General features: G+C 57.4%; 11 protein-coding genes. 2 read left to right on the top strand and 9 right to left on the bottom strand.

What is annotated here, in order from left to right:
• On the bottom strand, window positions 1-1,116 hold the full coding sequence (locus VFX97_05255) for a glycosyltransferase (protein HEX5702606.1): 1,116 nt from the start codon (window positions 1,114-1,116) through the stop codon (window positions 1-3).
• A gap of 476 nt (window positions 1,117-1,592) precedes the next feature.
• Between VFX97_05255 and VFX97_05250 the strand changes: the two genes are divergently transcribed.
• Window positions 1,593-2,804, top strand: a complete 1,212-nt coding sequence (locus tag VFX97_05250; protein HEX5702605.1) for a glycosyltransferase — start codon at window positions 1,593-1,595, stop codon at window positions 2,802-2,804.
• A gap of 8 nt (window positions 2,805-2,812) precedes the next feature.
• Window positions 2,813-3,760 (top strand): glycosyltransferase family 2 protein, encoded by a 948-nt coding sequence (locus VFX97_05245; protein HEX5702604.1) that lies wholly within the window; start codon window positions 2,813-2,815, stop codon window positions 3,758-3,760.
• A gap of 301 nt (window positions 3,761-4,061) precedes the next feature.
• On the opposite strand, the gene VFX97_05240 is transcribed toward VFX97_05245, so the two are convergent.
• The 8 genes from VFX97_05240 to VFX97_05205 all read right to left on the bottom strand — a co-directional run bounded on the left by VFX97_05240 (window position 4,062) and on the right by VFX97_05205 (window position 17,869).
• The gene (locus VFX97_05240; protein ID HEX5702603.1) at window positions 4,062-5,021 is read right to left on the bottom strand and encodes a glycosyltransferase family 2 protein; all 960 of its coding nucleotides are present in this window, start codon (window positions 5,019-5,021) and stop codon (window positions 4,062-4,064) included.
• The gene (locus tag VFX97_05235) at window positions 4,994-5,944 is read right to left on the bottom strand and encodes a glycosyltransferase family A protein (GenBank protein HEX5702602.1); all 951 of its coding nucleotides are present in this window, start codon (window positions 5,942-5,944) and stop codon (window positions 4,994-4,996) included. Before VFX97_05235 ends, VFX97_05240 begins: the two co-directional genes overlap by 28 nt.
• Before the next feature lie 4 nt (window positions 5,945-5,948).
• On the bottom strand, window positions 5,949-7,316 hold the full coding sequence (locus tag VFX97_05230) for a glycosyltransferase (GenBank protein HEX5702601.1): 1,368 nt from the start codon (window positions 7,314-7,316) through the stop codon (window positions 5,949-5,951).
• Between the two features lie 311 nt (window positions 7,317-7,627).
• Complete coding sequence (locus tag VFX97_05225; GenBank protein ID HEX5702600.1) at window positions 7,628-8,956, bottom strand: alpha/beta fold hydrolase; 1,329 nt, start codon at window positions 8,954-8,956, stop codon at window positions 7,628-7,630.
• 20 nt (window positions 8,957-8,976) lie between these two features.
• Window positions 8,977-10,830, bottom strand: a complete 1,854-nt coding sequence (locus tag VFX97_05220; protein HEX5702599.1) for a CocE/NonD family hydrolase — start codon at window positions 10,828-10,830, stop codon at window positions 8,977-8,979.
• Window positions 10,831-11,212: 382 nt separating this feature from the next.
• Window positions 11,213-12,919: a D-aminoacylase gene (locus VFX97_05215; protein ID HEX5702598.1), complete on the bottom strand. Its 1,707-nt coding sequence runs from the start codon at window positions 12,917-12,919 to the stop codon at window positions 11,213-11,215.
• 113 nt (window positions 12,920-13,032) lie between these two features.
• Complete coding sequence (locus VFX97_05210) at window positions 13,033-14,541, bottom strand: serine hydrolase (protein ID HEX5702597.1); 1,509 nt, start codon at window positions 14,539-14,541, stop codon at window positions 13,033-13,035.
• Window positions 14,542-14,566: 25 nt separating this feature from the next.
• Window positions 14,567-17,869 carry a PDZ domain-containing protein gene (locus tag VFX97_05205; protein HEX5702596.1) on the bottom strand — a complete coding sequence of 1,101 codons (3,303 nt, stop codon included), beginning with the start codon at window positions 17,867-17,869 and terminating at the stop codon, window positions 14,567-14,569.
• Window positions 17,870-17,884 lie beyond the last annotated feature (15 nt).

The following is a 17,884-nucleotide window of genomic DNA, read 5'->3' as shown; positions in this document are numbered from 1 at the left end:
TCAATTCGGTTTGCTAACGCTGCAATCTTTGATGATTGTCCAAAGCGCGTTGATGCTACGAGCTGACGAGAAATTCATCTCAACCCGCCGTCTGGCAGCTTCGCCCAACTCTGCGGCAAGCAAAGGATCGCGTAACAAGCGAAGCATTTGGTCGGCCATTCCGGCAACGTCTCGCTCCTTGACGAGCAGGCCTGTTTGATTGGGTATGACCGCATCGGGAATACCACCATGATACGTGGCCACGACTGGGAGACCGCTAGCGCCGGCTTCGAGAAGAGCGACGGGTGTGCCTTCCATGGCACCCGAAGCGGCTTCGATGGAGTGCTGGGCAAAGAGACGCGCGCGCCTCATCTCATCGGCCACGACATGGTGAGGTTGGGTGCCCAGAAAAGTTACGGCGCGTTCAATCGCAAGCCTTCCCACGAGTGTCAGGCACTCCGCGAACAGTGGCCCATCGCCAATCATGCGCAGACGCGCTTCCGGGTATGCCTTCACCACATCGGCAAAGGCTACGAGTGTTAATTGTGGCCCTTTCTTTTCGACGAAGCGTCCGACGGTTAGCACGTGCGGAGGAGACTCGGACGGCCTGGCTCCATGGAAAAATTCGCAATCAACTCCGCACGGATTGTAATGCACTCGCTCGGGCGGCGCGCCCATGTCAATCAACGTTCTTTGCATTTCGCGGGACACCGCGATCAACGCTGCCGCCTGCCTGAACATCACCGAATAGCCCTGAGCATAGCGCTCTAACACCCACCGCTCACTCATATCGTATCCGTGAAAGTGAACGACGAGTGGCAGGTTTAATTTCCGGCACGCCCCCAGGACGGCGACTCCGGTGGGCCCATATTCCGCAAGCACGACCTCAATTTGCTGTCGCCGGAAGAATTCAACGTAAGCCGAGGTAATACACCGCTCATATCGATCGGGGAAAAGCACGCGTTGCGCACGATGATAGGCACGGCCCGGCAAGCTCTTCTCCCATAGCGACGCCGATTTCGCCCACGGGGGCCAATCATCTAACAGCACCGTTTCAGCCGGGAGGTCTGTGACATGCTTTCGGATGAAAGTCTCCGAATAGGTCACCGGGCCGTTTCTGACGATGCATATACGCATAACGACAGTGGAATCAGATCGCCAAACTCTTCAATGCTGTGCGATCTTAAGGGCCTGAACACTATAAAGCGTAAGGATTGGGAACAAGGTCGCTTGAGCCAATGAGGCAGCTCCAGCATCCGCTCAAACTGAAAGAACCTGAATTCTTTGGGATGACTCAGTTAAATTTCCGGATGCCGGTTGAGATAGCGATGGAGCGCCATCGTGCCACTTTTACCAAACGCGCCGGTTCGGCGCATGCTACCACAGAGGAATTCTCCTTTCAGCGGCCGCGCACGAGTCGTTGGGCTGAGAGGTTAAGACTGTATCCGCGGCGCTGGTTTGGCGGGATTGGCTGCAAGATCTTGGCTTCTGGTTGATACTACCAGCGAGGGACTCCGTCTCTCTGGCGCTTGTTCACACTCGTCCGCTATTTTCGGAAGCAATGAAAGATGGATCACCCAAATGCGTGAACGCAGCTTCCCGCTTAGCTCACTATGAGAACTGGTAAACGTACTTTCAAGCGGATCAAGATCGGAATTGTCGCTAACGAATTCTTCGCTGAAGGGGTGGGAGGGATCGGGGGGTTCGGTTGGGCGGCGCGGCAGGTCGCGAACTTCTTCCACCAACACCCTGAACATGGCATCGACGCGGTCTTTCTAAACCGGACGCTGCCACTAAACGAAGGTGCGGTTGAGAGTTGGGTCCATGACACTCGCTTGATTTCGCGAGGCGTGACTTGGCGGTCGGACTTGCGACGACTGCGAGCTGAGCGTTTTGATTTGTTGTTGATGATTGACTACCGCCCGAGCTACCGCTTCTTTGCAGGCGCATTGCCGCGGACGCCAATCATCGTCTGGGTGCGCGACCCGCGACCGCCGGCCGACGTGCGGAAGATCAACACGCTCCGCATCCCCGGCGCCGGCCCCGCGCGGCCGCAGGGGATAGACGAAATTAACTGCACCTCGCTCGGCGTAATCGTGCGCGCGTCGCGCCTACTCGCGCGACCTGTTCTGTTCGCGACGCTGGCGACGGACTTGGCGGATAAAGTACACGATACTTACCGCACTACTCCGTCGCAGATCTTTCACCTCCCGAACCCGATAGACATTAACCCAGCCGGCGAGACAAAGAGCGAGCGGCTTCGTGTCATCTTCCTCGGCCGCCTCGATCCGATCAAACGCCCGTGGCTGTTTGCAGAGCTGGCCCGGCAGTTCCCTGAAGTCGAGTTTCTTTTCCTGGGTAACAACCACTTCGAGGGCGAGGGCGCGTGGCAACCCACACACTTGCCCGCCAACGTGCAAATGCTTGGGCACGTGGACGGCGCGGAGAAGCTGCGGTTGCTCGCGTCGGCATGGGCGCTCGTCAACACCTCCATTCATGAGGGGGTGGCGGTTAGCATGCTTGAATCCCTTGCCTGCGCGACGCCCGTTATCAGTTGTCAGAACCCAGCGGAGTTGGTCTCGCGCTTCGGCATCTACACCGGGCGCTTCGACGGCACCGGGCTTGAAGGAATGCCGAAATTCGTCGAGGGTTTAAGGCGTCTGCTCGGAGACCGCGAGCTGCGATTGCGGCTCGGACGCGAAGGTCGCCGGTGGGTTGGCGAGACGCACAACAGCTCGCAGTTCATCGCAGCTTTCGACGAGCTGTGCGCGCGCGCCGAAGTCCGCAGGCCCGTTGGCTCTGCGGAGGGGAGAGCGGAAGGGTGAAGGTTGAGATGGAGCGGCCTTCGGTCTCAGTTGTGATCGCCACACACAACCGGCGCGCGTTTTTAGCGGAGGCCGTCGCAAGCGTCCGTGCGCAGACGTTCGAGAGATGGGAACTTTTAGTCGTTGACGACGCCTCGGAGGACGACACCTGGGAGTGGCTCACGCGCGAGCGCGAGCACGACGAGCGGCTGCGCATCTTCAGACTCGCGGAGAACTCCCAGCGCGCGGTGGCCGCCAATCACGCGCTCGCCGAGGCGCGCGGAGAGTTCATCATGTTCCTCGACGACGACGACCTCCTCCGTCCTGAAGCCCTCGCGCAACTCGCCGAAGCCTTGCGTCAAGATGAAAGCGCCGTGGCGGCTGCGGGCGCGAGGTTCAAGTTCAAGGAAAGCGGCCAGGGCGTCCGCATCAACCATCCGTCAAAGCCCGTGAAGAAAATCATCTGGCCAGAGCTGTTGCACGGGAGTGTCTGGTCGGCCGTCTCTGGCCAGACGCTCTACCACACAGAGAAAGTCAGACAGGTGGGCGGCTACCCGCCGGGAGTGATCGTCGTTGACGACCGTACGTTGTGGTTACGCATCGCACGGCTCGGCCCCGTACTCATCCTGCCGTCAATCGTGCTCGACTACCGCACGCACGATGGTCAGTGGCGACCGCACAACATACAGGAGATGAGGAAAAGCGTGTTCGAAGATTTCATGGCCGGACTGCGGCCACATGAGTTACGACGCGCACGCCGCTACCGCCGGAGCGGCGAATGGTCGCGCGCGGCTGACGAAGAGTTCGAGCGGGGAAACTACCGAGCGGCTTTGGCCGGCTATCTCAGGGCGTGTCGAGCGGCGCCGACGCTGCTCCTCTCTCCGCTAATCGGAAGACGGACGATTAATGCTATTAAGAGTTCGCTCCGGGGTCTCCTGTCCCACAACCGCCCGGGCAGAGGTCAGCGGCCCGCATGAGAATCGCTGTCATCGTGAAGGGCCTTTGCCTCAAAAGGCTTGAACCCGGACAGTCGCCATATGACAACCCGAATGGTTGAGAGAAAGTAGCCGGAGGTCGCAGCGAAGCGCAGACCTCCGGATTGCGTACATGCGTCAATGCACCCCGCAGGGGTGCAAGAAAATAGCGAGTTCTGGCATCCCTTCAGGATGCTCGGATTCTTTAGCTTCTCCTTCCGGTGGTCTGCGACCACCGGCTACTGTCTCTCAGCCCTTCGGGCTGAAACCATGTTTTCGTTACTCGTCCGCTTACTGGGCAGGTCTATAGTGAATCAGAGAGAGCGTTCGCAGACTTCATTATCCACCATCGTCCGCGCGTGCTGATCTGGTTGGCCGCGAACTTCAACGCCCAGTTCAATCTCTCACTGGGCGACGCGGGTGGGATAAAAGGTGGTCTCACTGGGCGAGACTTTGAACCTTGGCGCAGGTGTGCGATGCGGAGGCTAACGCTGAGGTTGAACAAAATTCGGCGGATTACAAGGTCCATCTCCGGATTAAGGTTTCGCTCTTGCAGTTCCCTAAACGCTGCCAATCTATCCGCTAAAGTCTCTGGCAAACTGTGGGACAGTCCGCCGGCATGGATGGCGTATTCAAAAACAGGCTCGGGAACATAATCCAGCTCGTAGCTCGCTGAAATCTCCAGCCATTTTAAGTAGTCTGCAGCGACGTGTCCCGGCGTGAACCCGCCGGCAACCTCGAAACATTGGCGCCGGGCCACTACCGACGAGCAAGGCACGAAGCATCCGGCGGCAAAGGCCTCCAGCACGCGCCCCCGGCTGGGACGAACACCATCAAAGAACGTGCGCCGCAAACGGCGGGGAGTCCCCTGTCGATAATCAACCAGTGTGGCATTGCCGAAAACCAGCCCGACTTCATCTCTGCTGAACAGCGGCAATTGGCGGCTGAGACGGTCGGCGTACCACACGTCATCCGAGTCGATGAAAGCGACGAATTCTCCACGCGCGTGTTCCAAACCAAGATTACGTGCGGCTTCTGCCCCACTGTGTGGTTGATCGAGAATTGTGATGCGTGGGGTGAAGCCCTTCAGTACATGCCGTGTGCCATCTGTTGAGCCGTCGTTGATAACCAACAGCTCGAAATGCGGGTAGCTTTGCGAGAGAACGCTCTTAATTGCTCGAGTCACCCAGTCCGCGCGATTGTGAACGGGCAAGATGACGGAAACGAGTGAGCCGGCTAGCGCGTTGTCGTGTGGTGATTCCATAGCGTTGGAAAAGCAAGGCGTGATTTTTCAAAAGCCTGCACAAGCCGGACGAAACAGAGGACAGTGCAAACCTTAATCCTATCGCGCCAGCGAAAAAGCGACGGCTCGCGCATGACCTGGGCCATGGCTCTAACAGGGGGAACGAGATCCAGCAGCCAGCTTCTGTCGAATTCGAGGTACGCGCTTCCCTTCAAGCGTTTCAGATCATGATGTCCACCAGCAACGCGGACAATCTTGGTGTACAGCTCGGCGAAAGATGCGCGTGCGGGATGGAACACACGCGTCTTTTCGCAGTATTCCAACTTGTAGCCATAGCCCGTGACGCGCCTGCCCCACTCCAGATCACCACCCGACTTAACTTCCGCGAGAAAGTCCCCCGCCTGCGCTAATACTTTTCTAAACGTAAAGAGATTTGCGGTCGCCCCGAAACCGTATTTCCTCACGAATTCCTTCTGGGGCAGCGCTATCAATTGTTCATATTGCTCGATGGCATTCGGCTGCGCGGCTACGCGCGGGAAAATCTCGACGTGACCGGCCACGACCGCGCAATTCGCTTCCAGCGCCGTCAGGTGGGCCACGCCTCTTTCGATCCAATCGGACGCGGGAATGCAATCGGCGTCGGTGAAAGCGATGATCTCTCCCTGCGCGACCGCCACTCCCGCATTTCGTGCGGCGTAGGAGCCCGGTCGTCTCTCATGTACAACTCGCGAGTGAGCATTTACGGAAACAAGCTGAGCAATCTTCTGCCCGGCCTCGCCGTCTCGCTGCTCAGGATGATTATCGACTACGATGACCTCGTATAACTCATCGGCGTAAGTTTGTTCCTCGAGCGCATGAAGACAACCGGCCAACCGCTCGGCATCATTCCAGACGGGAACTATCACCGACACGAAGGCATTTCGAGTTTCCCGTACTGAAGACATAGATTCAGTCCAACGCGCCCTGGTGCGAATACGGCTGCGAGGCGAACGGACCCACTATCCTTGAGCTAAAAGCACCGTGGTCGTTATTTTGTTCAGTCGACACCAATGCGGGCAGCGACCCCCAGTTATCAGGTTTGTCCCGGTGGTTTGTAATCAGCTCGCTCATGCTTTCCAGCCGCGTCTCCCAATCGCCCTGGCGCGCAACCGCGCGCCTCCGCGCAATTAAAGCGTCGTCATCTCTGAGACTAAGCGCATGCTCAATTCCCCGCAGGAACTCCTCCGGATGTTCCTGACTGGTGACAATCACTTGATGCTGCTCATTAAAGGCGCAGACCCACGGCAGATTTGTGGAAACGATTGGCTTACCCATCGCCAGGTATTCATTAATTTTCGACGGCACCACTGTTTCAGTGTAGGTGCTGCGCTTGTACGGAACGATACAGACGTCAAAGGTCCGTATGTAATCTGCCAACTCTCGATGCGGGCGCTGACCCAGGATGTAAACGTTCGGCAGATCGGCGAAGTCGTTCAACGAAATTTCCGATGAGCCTACGAAAACCCACGACCAGGTGGGACGCGCCCTCGCCATCACGGTCAGCATATCGACGCTTACATGACGATGCCATCCTCCGACATAGCCAATTACCTTATGCCCATTTTTTGCCGCTGGCGCGGGTGACTTCGCCGGGGATTGCCTGGCCCATGAGAATTCCCCATGCGCGGATCGGAGCGAGGGGAAGTCAGAATCTTGTACCGGAAAGGCCTTTAAGTTTACGCCGTAGGGAAAAACGTGGACGTTGTTATTCCATTGACGGCAGTGAGTTGCCAACTCTTCACAAATAGTGAAGACGACATAGCTTCGCCTGACTAACTGAGCTTCGTTACGCGCAAGCTGTTGAGAGTCGGTTGTTAGTTGAGCGAAGTCGCCGGCGCAGTAGTAGATTACCCGGCTGTTCGTTGAAGACAACAAATCCAACACGCCGAGAGTTGTATCGGTGGGCAGGAATGTCCAAATGATGGGGTCCGTCATGCGAAGACCACGCGCGACTTTTCCAATCAGTGGCAAAAATAAATGTCGATTAAGAGATTCTCGTATGCCGGAGCCAAAGGGAGGCAAAACCAGCGGAGCATGGACCCAAATATTAGGCGCGACCTGGCGGAGACTATGCTGATGCAGCGCCCCTGCCCAATGCTTTAACCGTCGCACGATCCGTTTCGTATCGCGAAAACCGGGAGAACGCACGCCGGTGTTTTCAATATAGAGCACTCGATTGCCGGCCTGACTTAGTCTGACGGCGAGTTCTTGCGGAGCTTGCCACTGATCGTCCCAGTCAATGCTCGACGTGAAGATAATGTTGCGGCCCGTAATCATCTAATATTTACGAAAGCAGTCGCGGAATCGTAAAAAATCGATCTCAACCAAAAATATTGATTTGGACAACTCTTATGGGCCGCTCAGGGGGCAAACCGATTAGCGATTTGCTGAGGGTATATGTAAGAAATTAATTACGCAACGGGCAATTGGCTGAAACGTCTCAAATTCGATTAACGCGTTGAAGAACTCCCGTGATCAAGTCTGCAGGTGTAGCGCGGCAGAAAATTATCGCCGGGATTCCGCGTCAATGGCTGAAGATGATTTCGTGGAAAGCGAATTGTGCTGCACAGCCGCGAACAGAGGGCTCATCAACGCAGCCGCTGCGCGAGCCAATCGCCGATCATCGTCAACACGTCGTCCCGCATCATTATCGGCGGCGGAAGCTTCGCATAGTTGATCGGAAAGCCGTCGGTGTCCTGGACAAATAGATGGTTGAGGTCAGGTAGCACGCGCGCTGTCACGTCCTTATTGCCCCCCTCCTTGAACGCGGCTTCCTGTAACGCCACCTCCGCGGGCACAGCCTGCTGGTCGCGCGAGCCGGTGAGGATCAGCACCGGTGTCTTCACCCGGCGCATAGTCGCTGCTGGATCGTAAGTAAGAAAGAATTTCATCCACGGGTCGGCTGCCATCATGGCGTCGATCCTTCTCGGGATGTCGGCGATGCGGGTTTCTCGCTCGGCGGGCGTCAGCTTCGTGTCGTGCTCGATGATGTTCTTTAATTGATAGTGGAGCGCCGTGCGCCCGGGTTGGGCGATGCCGGCGAGCAGCACGATGACGCGCAGCGTGGGCTCCTTTTCGGCCATCATCGGCGCAATGATGGCACCTTCGCTGTGACCGAGCACGCCGAGGCGATCGGCCTTGATCTCTGGCCGCGTGCGCAGATAAGCGAGGCCGGCGCGCACGTCCTCTGCGAAGTCGGCGCTGGTTGAGCCCTTGAACGTGCCCCCCGAGCCGCCGGTTCCGCGGTCGTCCATGCGCAGCACCGCGATCCCGCGGCGCGCCAGCGAATCGGCGATCTGGCGGAAGGGCCGAAAACCTGGCAGCCCGATGTTCTCGTCGCGGTCCTGCGCTCCGGATCCCGTAACGGTGACGATCGCACCGACGGGTTTTGTACGGCTCGCAGTCTTGGGTAGTGTCAGTGTGCCGGCAAGCGTGTGGCCGGCCGGCGTCTTCACCACTACATCCTCGGCCGTGTAAGGTGCGTCAGCAGGTGCTGAATAGTCCGGCTTCGGTGTCGGAGTCGGGGTCGGAGTTGCCGTCGCGGTTGCTTGCTCGCTGCGCTTCAGGGTGAGCGGGAGCTTTTGGTCTCCCTGGGTGAACGTCCCGATCAACTCCGTGCGCTCTTTGTTCAGGGTACCTTCGAAGACGATCGCGGGGGACTTAATCTCCCAGCGCACGGCATCACCATTGACCGTGATTGTGTCAATCGGGATGGTCGCGCCTTGATCGAGGCTGTCTAATTTACCGGTGTAAACGCCGGCGTTTGATCTTGTCACGGTCAGGGCCAGGCGAAGCTTAGTACCACCCACATCAAGTGCGCCCTGCCATGCGCCTTCAAAGTCTTTCGCCGGTGTTTGAGCAAAGACGTAGCATGATAGGCCAAGCACAAACAGCACTATCCATAACTTGTTTTTCATAATTCCTCTTTACTAACCCCTTACCGCCGCGTCTCAACCGGCACAGCGATGTGCGATGCGTGTCTGCCGGAGCGGAACACTCGCTGGGTCACTCGCTGAAAGTCCGATTCTTTCGCCAGAAAAATGTTCGGCACGAATCGTTGCGGGTTGCGATCGATTACCGGAAACCAGGTGCTCTGAACCTGCACCATGATCCGGTGACCTTTTTTGAACATATGATCGTTGGCCGGAAACGGAATTTGATAGTGCTGGACAGAGTTTGCCGGAATCGGTTGCGGTCTTTCAAAGCTCTTCAGATAGCGGCCACGGAAAACATCGCCGGCAATCATCAATTGAAACCCGCCCATTTCCGGATCGGCGTCGTATTTCTGCGGATATACGTCGATGAGCTTTACGATCCAGTCGCTGTCAGTGCCCGTCGTCGAAGCAAATAGGTTAGCGATAATCCTCCCGGACACGACAACATCTTTTTCCAGCGGTTCACTCACCCATGAAAGAACATCGGGTCGATGGTCCACGAAACGTTGATCTTCGACCAGCCAGGTTGACCAGCCGATACGAAGCCTTATCGGGCGCGGACGGTAAGGAACCGGATTCCAGGGATCGGAAGTGTAGCTGTCAAACGATTGGCCGGTTGCCGGGGGAGTGGTGAATGAAAGCACCCTGTCTTTTTGTAAATACAGCTTGCGATCTACCACGTTCTTTTTCGGCGGCCACGCATCGTGCCGGACCCACTCGTTGGCGCCAGTCCTGAACGTCAACGCTTCCGAAAGTTCATGACTTCCCTTGCCTTTCAAATAGTGAGCAAGAAACGGCACGAGTATCCTGGTCCGGTAGTGTTCCGAAGTCGCACTGCCGAAATCTATCTTGCCCAGCTTTTTGCCATCGCCTCTTGACCAGCCCCCGTGGTTCCATGGGCCCACGACCAGAAAATTCTGCTTCGCCGTGTCATGTCGTTCGAGCAGCTCATAGATCTTTATCGGGCCGTAAAAATCTTCCTGGTCCCACCAGCCCGCGACGTTCAGCGTCGGCACAGTCACGCGGTTCAGCCACGGCGCGAAAGCCTGCCGTTTCCAGAAATCGTCATAGTCGGGACGATTCGCAAAGTCGCGCCAGCTTGGGATCTTGCCGTGAAAATATTTTGATTCGACGTTGGCGAGCGAGCCGAGTTTCAGATACCACTCGTAGGTGTCAAACGTGTCGATGACCTGCGAGACATTCGTCATCTCCTTCGACGATTCCATCATGTAGGCGAATTCAAAACCATAGCTCAAACGGAAGGCGCCGTTGTGGTGAAAGTCGTCGCCGATCCACATGTCAGCCGGCGACGCTTGCTGGACGACTGCTTTGAGTGACGGATGCGGATCGAGCATGGCCATCACCGCCAGCCAGGCGCCATAGCTGGTTCCGGCGATTCCGACTCGCCCGTTGTGGTTCGAGACATTTTTCAGGAGCCATTCAATCGTGTCGTAAGTGTCGGTGCTTTCGTCGATCGCGTTCTTGTCTTTGGGATCGCGCGGCTGCCGCAGCATGACGTATTGGCCTTCAGACTTGAATCGTCCGCGAATGTCTTGCTGCACGATGATGAAACCTTCATTAGCTAATTCGGGCAGCGCCGCTGCGATCTGCGTCGGCGTCGAGTTGCCGATGCCATACGGCGTTCTCAGAAGGAGAAAAGGAAACTGCTCGCCGGCGCGCGTCGGCGCATAGATGCGCGTGTTGAGACGGACGCCATCGCGCATCGGCACCATTGCGTCGGTACGAGTAAACGGTTCCTGCTGCGCGCTGACGGACGCGAAGGTCGCGAAGATGACGAGAGCGACCAGCGCGCGAAGTAGGTTTGTGATGGCGTGTTTCATTTTGCGTAATTCCATTGGGTCGGTGTTTCCATAGGCCAAAAAAGTCCTAGGTGGCGCAAGCGTCCGCTCATTACGGAACGTGTGACCGACCTTACTCAACAAGCTGCGGAGCAGCGGGGGTAGTTAAGCCCAAGGCGAGGCTTTGCGAGCCTTGGGTAACGTGCATCCAAATCGTCTGGAGCCGCGGAGCGGCGACCTGTAAGCCCGCTGAGTTGTCAGCCCTTTGAAAGCTGACTTACCGAACCGTATGCCAAAAATCTCTGTCGCCCGCTTCGCGGGCTCGATTGATCTAAAACGCATGGTTTCCCAAGGCTCAACAAGCCTCGCCTTGGGCTTAGCTACGACCGCTGCTTCGCAGCTCCGCTATCAGTTCGTTGCGTCGCCCGCTGCCGCACGCTCACTTCACTTTCCCCGGTCCCCAAAGCGCCTTTCCTGGTTTTGCTCCGGTGACCTCACCGTCCTTGAGTACCTGCGTGCCGTTCACAAATACGTGCTGCACGCCAACCGACAACTGGTGCGGATTTTCAAACGTCGCGCGGTCAGCAATCGTCTGCGGATCGAACACCACGACATCTGCGAACATTCCGGTTCTAAGAAAGCCGCGCTGAGCAAGCCCGAGATTAGTGGCCGGCAGGCTTGAGAGCCGCCGCACTGCTTCGGTCAGCGAAATCACTTTTTCTTCGCGCACGTATTTGCCAAGCAGACGCGCAAAATTGCCGTAAGCCCGCGGATGAGCCGAAGACCGCAGCGCGTTACCCTCCGGCGCAATCGAAGCGGCATCGGATCCAAACGAAACCCACGGTAGGCGAATCTGCTTCTTGAGATTGTCTTCACTCATCAGGAAATAGATGGTGCCGATTCGAGATCGATCTTCAAGCACAAGATCCATGATCGTCTCGACCGGATCCTTGCCGCGCATCTTCGCCACTTCACCCAGAGTCTTGCCGACCAGCGGTTTCAATTGCTCACTTCTGAAACTGGCCAACAGCAGACGGTCCGGCGATCCCGCCAGCGCGTAGAGGTTTTCCCAGTCGTTTGAGTTAGTCCGAATGGCCTCGGCAATCTTCTTGCGCGTTTCCGGATCCTGGAGGCGTTTGTAACCGGCGTCGCGTCCGCCATCCCAAACCCAGGGCGGCATTGACGCGTCCAACCCTGTGCCGCCGGCCGGATAGTTGTACATGTTGGCCGTGATTTTTAAGCCGCCGCGGCGAGCCTTCTCGATCATCCTGATCACCTGATCCATCTTGGGCCAGTTGTCCGCGCCCGACGCTTTGAGGTGATAGATTTCCGCGGGCAGCCCGGCCTCGCGACTGATGCGAATGGTTTCCTCCACGGCTTCGATCAACTGATTGCCTTCGCTGCGCATGTGCGTGGTGTACTTGCCTTTGTATTTGGCCGCCACTTTGCACATCTCGATAATCTCTTCCGTTTTGGCAAAGAAAGCAGGCGGATAAATCAGCGCCGTCGTGATTCCGAGCGCGCCCGCTTCCATCTCGCGTCGCACCAATTCGCGCATCTGTCCGAGTTGCGCAGGCGTCGGCTGCTTGTCTTCCAAACCAATGACGTGCTCGCGAATGGTTACTGCGCCAATAAACGAAGCGACGTTTTGCGGGATGCCGCGTTTCTCGAGGTAGGTGAGATATTCGGCCAGCGTCGTCCACTCGATATCGACTCCATCGGCTCGCGTTTCCTTCATGCGCTGCTTCATCTGATCGTTAAGCGGGCCCATGGAAAATTCGCCGAAGATCTGCGTCGTCACACCCTGCTTGATCTCACTGAGCGAGCGCGGATCGCGAATCAGGGACGATTCAGAATGCGAGAGCATATTGATGAAGCCCGGCGCCACCGCGAGACCTTTTGCATCCACAACCGTGGTTGCGGTGGCCCGGCTCAAATTGCCGACGGCTGCGATGCGGTCGCCTTTTAGTCCGACATCCGCCCGCCTCGGGGGGCGGCCAGTGCCGTCATAGACAGTGCCGCCTTTGATAATTACGTCGAATGATTGAGCCTGTGATTTGGCGCGGGATTGTCCCTGCGCGATTGCGGTGAACGACAACGCGAGCACGATCGTGAGCGCGATTAGTTTTTTCAGTCTGTTTCGCATGTTAGTTCCGTGAAGTGCGTCTTCTTTCCATCACGAGTTATCGCAGCGGCCTGATACACGGCTCTCGAGGAAAGTACGCAGTCCTACCCACCGGCCACTCGAACACGAATAGGTTACCGCTCTGACTGCCGCTTGAACCGTGCACCACCCAGGATCAATTCGACTTCTTTGGTGTCGGGTTTGACGTCAAACCTGACCAGGCTTTCGCCCTGCCAGGCTTTGTTCGATTTTCCCAAAAAGGAATCTTTTTCCCAGTGCTCCAGGTCGGCGTAAGTTTCGCGGTTGATCACCGCGCGGAGTTTTCCGGAAACCATTTGCACTTCGACGGCGCCGTAATAGGGATCGGAATATTTTCCCGCGTACGCGTCAAGCGAAAGCGTCGGCTTGGTGTCTTTCTGTCGCGCGGCGCGCCTGGTTTCCAGAGTCCTGGCGGCCTCAGCCTCGAGGCCGTCGTACAAAACTTTCATCTCTGCGCTCCAATCGCGGCCGCTGCCGTCGAAGGCGAAGAGATCGAAAACTTTATACATCAGCGCGTGACGTAGTTCGGCGTGGTCGAGATTGCCGAAAATATAAACGCCCAGCTTCTTGTCGCGGAGTAAGCCGACGATGGCCGTGCGCCCGGCGAGACTGCCGGTGTGAAAATTGACCATCTCGCCACGGTAATCGTGCTGGATCCAGCCAAGTGCATACGTCGTCCAACGCGGCTTCAGCAAACGGAAAGTCGGGTAAAAGTTTGCCGGAAGGATCACTTGCGGTTTGAAGAGTTCGTCGAAGGTCGCCGGCTTAAGCAGAGTTTTGCCATCTGCCATCACCGCGTTGTTGAGCGTGAAGTTTACCCATTTGCCAATGTCGTCCGACGTAGACCACACCGAACCAGCGGGGCCGGCGACATCAACCGCTGATTCCGGAATGACCGTCACTTGATCCTTGATCTCGTAGTGAGCCGACGAGCGATTCTGGTAGTCGCGCGACGCTCCGAGCGTCGGGAAAGTGTTTTTCATCCCGAGTGGGCCAAACACGCGCTCAGTCATGAATCTTTCCCAGGACATCCCGCTCGCTTTCTCGATAATTCTTCCCGCGACGAGATACATCACGTTGTGATAAACAAACCCGCCGCGAAACGGGTAGGTGGGCTTGGAATACTGCAAACGACTGACGATCTCATCCGCCGACAAGTCAGTGGCGCGCGCCCAGAGAAAATCAGCGTTCGGCAGTCCGGCGTTGTGCGTGAGTAGATCGCGGACCCGAATTTCACTGGTAATGTAGGGATCGGCGACGCGAAAATTCGGCAGGTGCTTCGTGACCTTATCGTCCCACCCGACCTTTCCCTCATCCACGAGAATGCCCATCGCCACTGCCGTCATCGCTTTGGTCGTTGACATCGCGCCGAAGAGCGTCGAGGAATCAACCGCCAACGGTTTCCCTTGCTCGCGTACGCCGTATCCTTTCGAAAAGAGCGTCTTGCCGTCTCGCACGACGACCATCGACATTCCGGGAATCTTCCACTCCCGGCGCGCCGCTTCGACATACTTGTCGAGAATCTCGACTTTATCCTGACCGAACGCGAACGCACTGAACGACAGCAGCAACAAAGCTGCCCGAAAAACTCTGTGTATCCTCATGAATCAAACCTCACTTTGAGAGTAATCACCTGCTGTCCGGTCTCCTGGACACGCGATTGATCGGCGCCGGTCGGGGTACGCGCTTCACCGGACTCTGTTCCAGCAGTTTCATTGCTTCCTGCACCGCGCGTTCAAGCTGTGGATCGTGTCCCTTAATGACTTCAGCCGGTGTGTATTCCACCTCGATGTCCGGCGGCACGCCCTCATTTTCGACCGCCCACTTGCCCGACAAATCGTAAAAGGCCAGGTTGGGAGCTGTGATTCCTCCGCCATCGATGGTCGGCGGAAAACCTAAAGTGCCGACCAGCCCGCCCCAGGTACGAGTTCCGATCATGGGACCGAGCTTTCTTTGTCGGAACATGTAGGGCAATGCGTCGCCGCCTGACCCGGCCGATTCGTTGATGATCATCACTTTCGGTCCGTAGATTCCGGCAATGGGTGAAGTAGCCGGTTGACCGTCGCGCTGCGCAAAATAGCCCATCAGCTTGCGGTCCAGCTCACTAACTATGTAATCGGCAACCTGGCCGCCCTGGTTATAGCGTTCATCGATGATCGCGCCTTCCTTGTCCTGCTGCGCATAGTAGTAACGAGTAAAGTACGTGTAGCCGGGTCCTCCGGTATTAGGAAGCCAAACGTACGCCAACCGGCCGTTGGAAAGCTTGTCAACAGTTCGCCGATTGTCTTCGATCCAAGCTCGCGCGCGCAGGCCATCCTCACTTGGTACTGGAATCACGGTAATCACCCGTGAGCCTTCCATTGAAGGAGTCTTGTTGACCCTGATTAGCGTCTGCCTTCCCGCTGTTCCCTCAAACGAGCTGTAAAGGTTAGTGGGCGGCGCGAGCGCACGGCCATTTACTTCGAGAATGTAGTCTCCTTCGGCCACTTGAATGCCCGGTGCGCTGAGCGGCGCTCGCAGATCGGGATTCCAATTCTCGCCGGTATAGATGCGCTTGATTCGGTAGCGTCCGTTCTCGATCGCGAAGTCTGCTCCCAATAGTCCAACCGGCACCGGATCTTCACCCGGCACGTCGCCCGTGCCGGTTAGATATGAGTGGCCTACCCCCAGTTCTCCGCCCACCACCGCGATGAGATATGCCAGGTCCGCCCGATGACCGACGTGAGCCACGAACGGACGATACTTCTCAAAGACTTGCTCCCAATCAGCGCCGTGATATTTCGGATCGTAAAAATACTCGCGCTGAATGCGCCAGGTCTCGCGATAAATATTTTCCCACTCAGCCCTGGGATCGATGCGCATCTCCATAGTCGCGAGGTTGAGCGGCCCATCCCCGACTCTCACAGGCGCCGGCCGATCGGTAGGCACGACTCCCCAACTGGCTCCGCCACCGGCAGCGGCCTGATAGAGCAGTTTCTTCTTGTCGCTCGAGAGCGAGTACGAGCGAATGCCTTCCAGAAAAGGAGCGGCGGCGCGCGCACTGAGTTGGTAGCGTTGCAATCGGAGTGAAGGTGGTCCAGGTGCAGTCGTCTGAATCGGTTCAGTGTAATAGAAACTTCCGGCTGCGCCCGCAGTGAGATTGCTATACTCGCCGGCTGGAATATTGACGGCAATTATCCTTTGTGCGATGCGATCGAAGTCAACGCGAACATTCAGCGTCCGCGGCGCCGCCGGTGTAGGTTGCGGTGGCGCTTCGCCGGGGGTGGGCCGTGGCGGTGGTTCGTCACCGGTTTCCGGCAATAGTGGCGAGGGTTCGGTCGCGCCTAACACCGCGAGGTAAATCGCACGACGCACCGGCCGATCGATCGAACTCATTTCCAGCCAACCGGTGCTCGGCCCATAATTAGTGCTCGCCATGAAGTAAAGATATTTGCCTCCCGCATCGAAGGCAGGCGAGATCGAATCTGCCAGTCCGTCCGTAACTTGTTGACTCTTTTTCTCAGCCAGCGAGTAAATGAAGATAGCGCGGAGACGATTCGGCAGGTTCCTGGAATAAGCGACCCACTTGGAATCGGGCGCCCAGGTCGCGTCGAACGAACGAAACGGATCGGGATAATTGTCGGTATCGATCTTCGTCGCCTTGCCGCTCGTCACTTCAATCATCCAAAGATTCTTGTGGTTGTCCTGAAGCAGGAGTTGCGTGCCGTCGGGAGACCACGCCGGGGCGGAGAAGAATGCCGTTGACGGCAGTGAAATAGAACGTGCCGCCGTCAGACCGAGCGGATCGCCCAGCATTAGTTGATATTCTCCGCTGGCGTCTGAAAGCCAGGCTAGCTTCGCCCCGTCAGGCGACCACGCCGGACTACGATCATGCGCGCCCGGGCTCTGCGTGAGATTTCGGTAGTCGCCTTTTTCCGTCGGCACGCTGAAAATCTCGCCGCGCGCTTCGAAGGCCGCGCGCACGCCGGTGGGAGAGAGCGCGGAGTTACGGATCATGCTGACTACTTTCTTAAACTGGGGCCGGGCCCAGGGCAGGTCGCCGTTCACATCGATGTTGAGTCGACGAGACTGCCCCGATCTGGGATCGAGCAGATGCACATAGCCGGCGTGTTCATACACGATTGCATCAGCGCCCGCGGAGGCGTTCATCACATCGAAATCCTCGTGACGCGTAACCTGGGCCACCTGCTTTGTGTCCGCGCGGTACGAGAAGAGGTTGACCATGCCATTGCGATCAGAGAGAAAGTAAATTGTGTTGCCGATCCACATCGGGTCGGTGTCGTTACTGTTGGTCCAGGGAAGTTTCTCTATGGAATGATCGGCCAGAGTCATCACTCGAATCGGATGCGTGCGGCCGCCGCGGTAGTTTTTCCAATAGCTGGCCTCGTACCACGCGGGAATAAACGCCGTGGAAAACTCTTCGTGGGCGACACGACGGCCATCGGGTGAGTAAACACCGCTGAAGGCCCGAGGCATCGGCAACGCTTCCGGCAAACCACCATCCAACCCGATCGTCCAGAGCCGGAAGTATGGCTGTGGCGCGCCCACCCGGCCCGACGCGAACAGCACCCGGCGACCATCCGGCGTCCACCCACGAACTCGATCAGGGCCGGGATGATAAGTTAATCGCCGGGGGTCACCGCCCGTGGTTGGCACCAGGTACACATCGGTGTTACCGGCAACTGTGGCGCTGAAAGCAATCTGCGACCCATCGGGCGAGAAGTAAGGATCCATTTCGGCCCCGGCCGTCGAAGTGAGCCGGCGTGCCTGGCCACCGTCGCGCGACACAAGCCACAAATCTCCCGCGTAAGCGAAGGCGACCAAATCGCGGCTCACACTCGGGTGACGAAGCAATCGAGTTCCCTGCGCTGTCCCGATGATCGGGATGCCTACCGCCAGCAGTAACCCGAAAAACACAGATCGTCGTTTCATGATTAATCTCCCAGG

It is taken from the genome of Pyrinomonadaceae bacterium, assembly GCA_036277115.1.
Taxonomy (GTDB): domain Bacteria; phylum Acidobacteriota; class Blastocatellia; order Pyrinomonadales; family Pyrinomonadaceae; genus UBA11740.
Note: the sequence above shows the minus strand (reverse complement) of the source record. Positions and strands in the feature narration are given on the sequence as shown.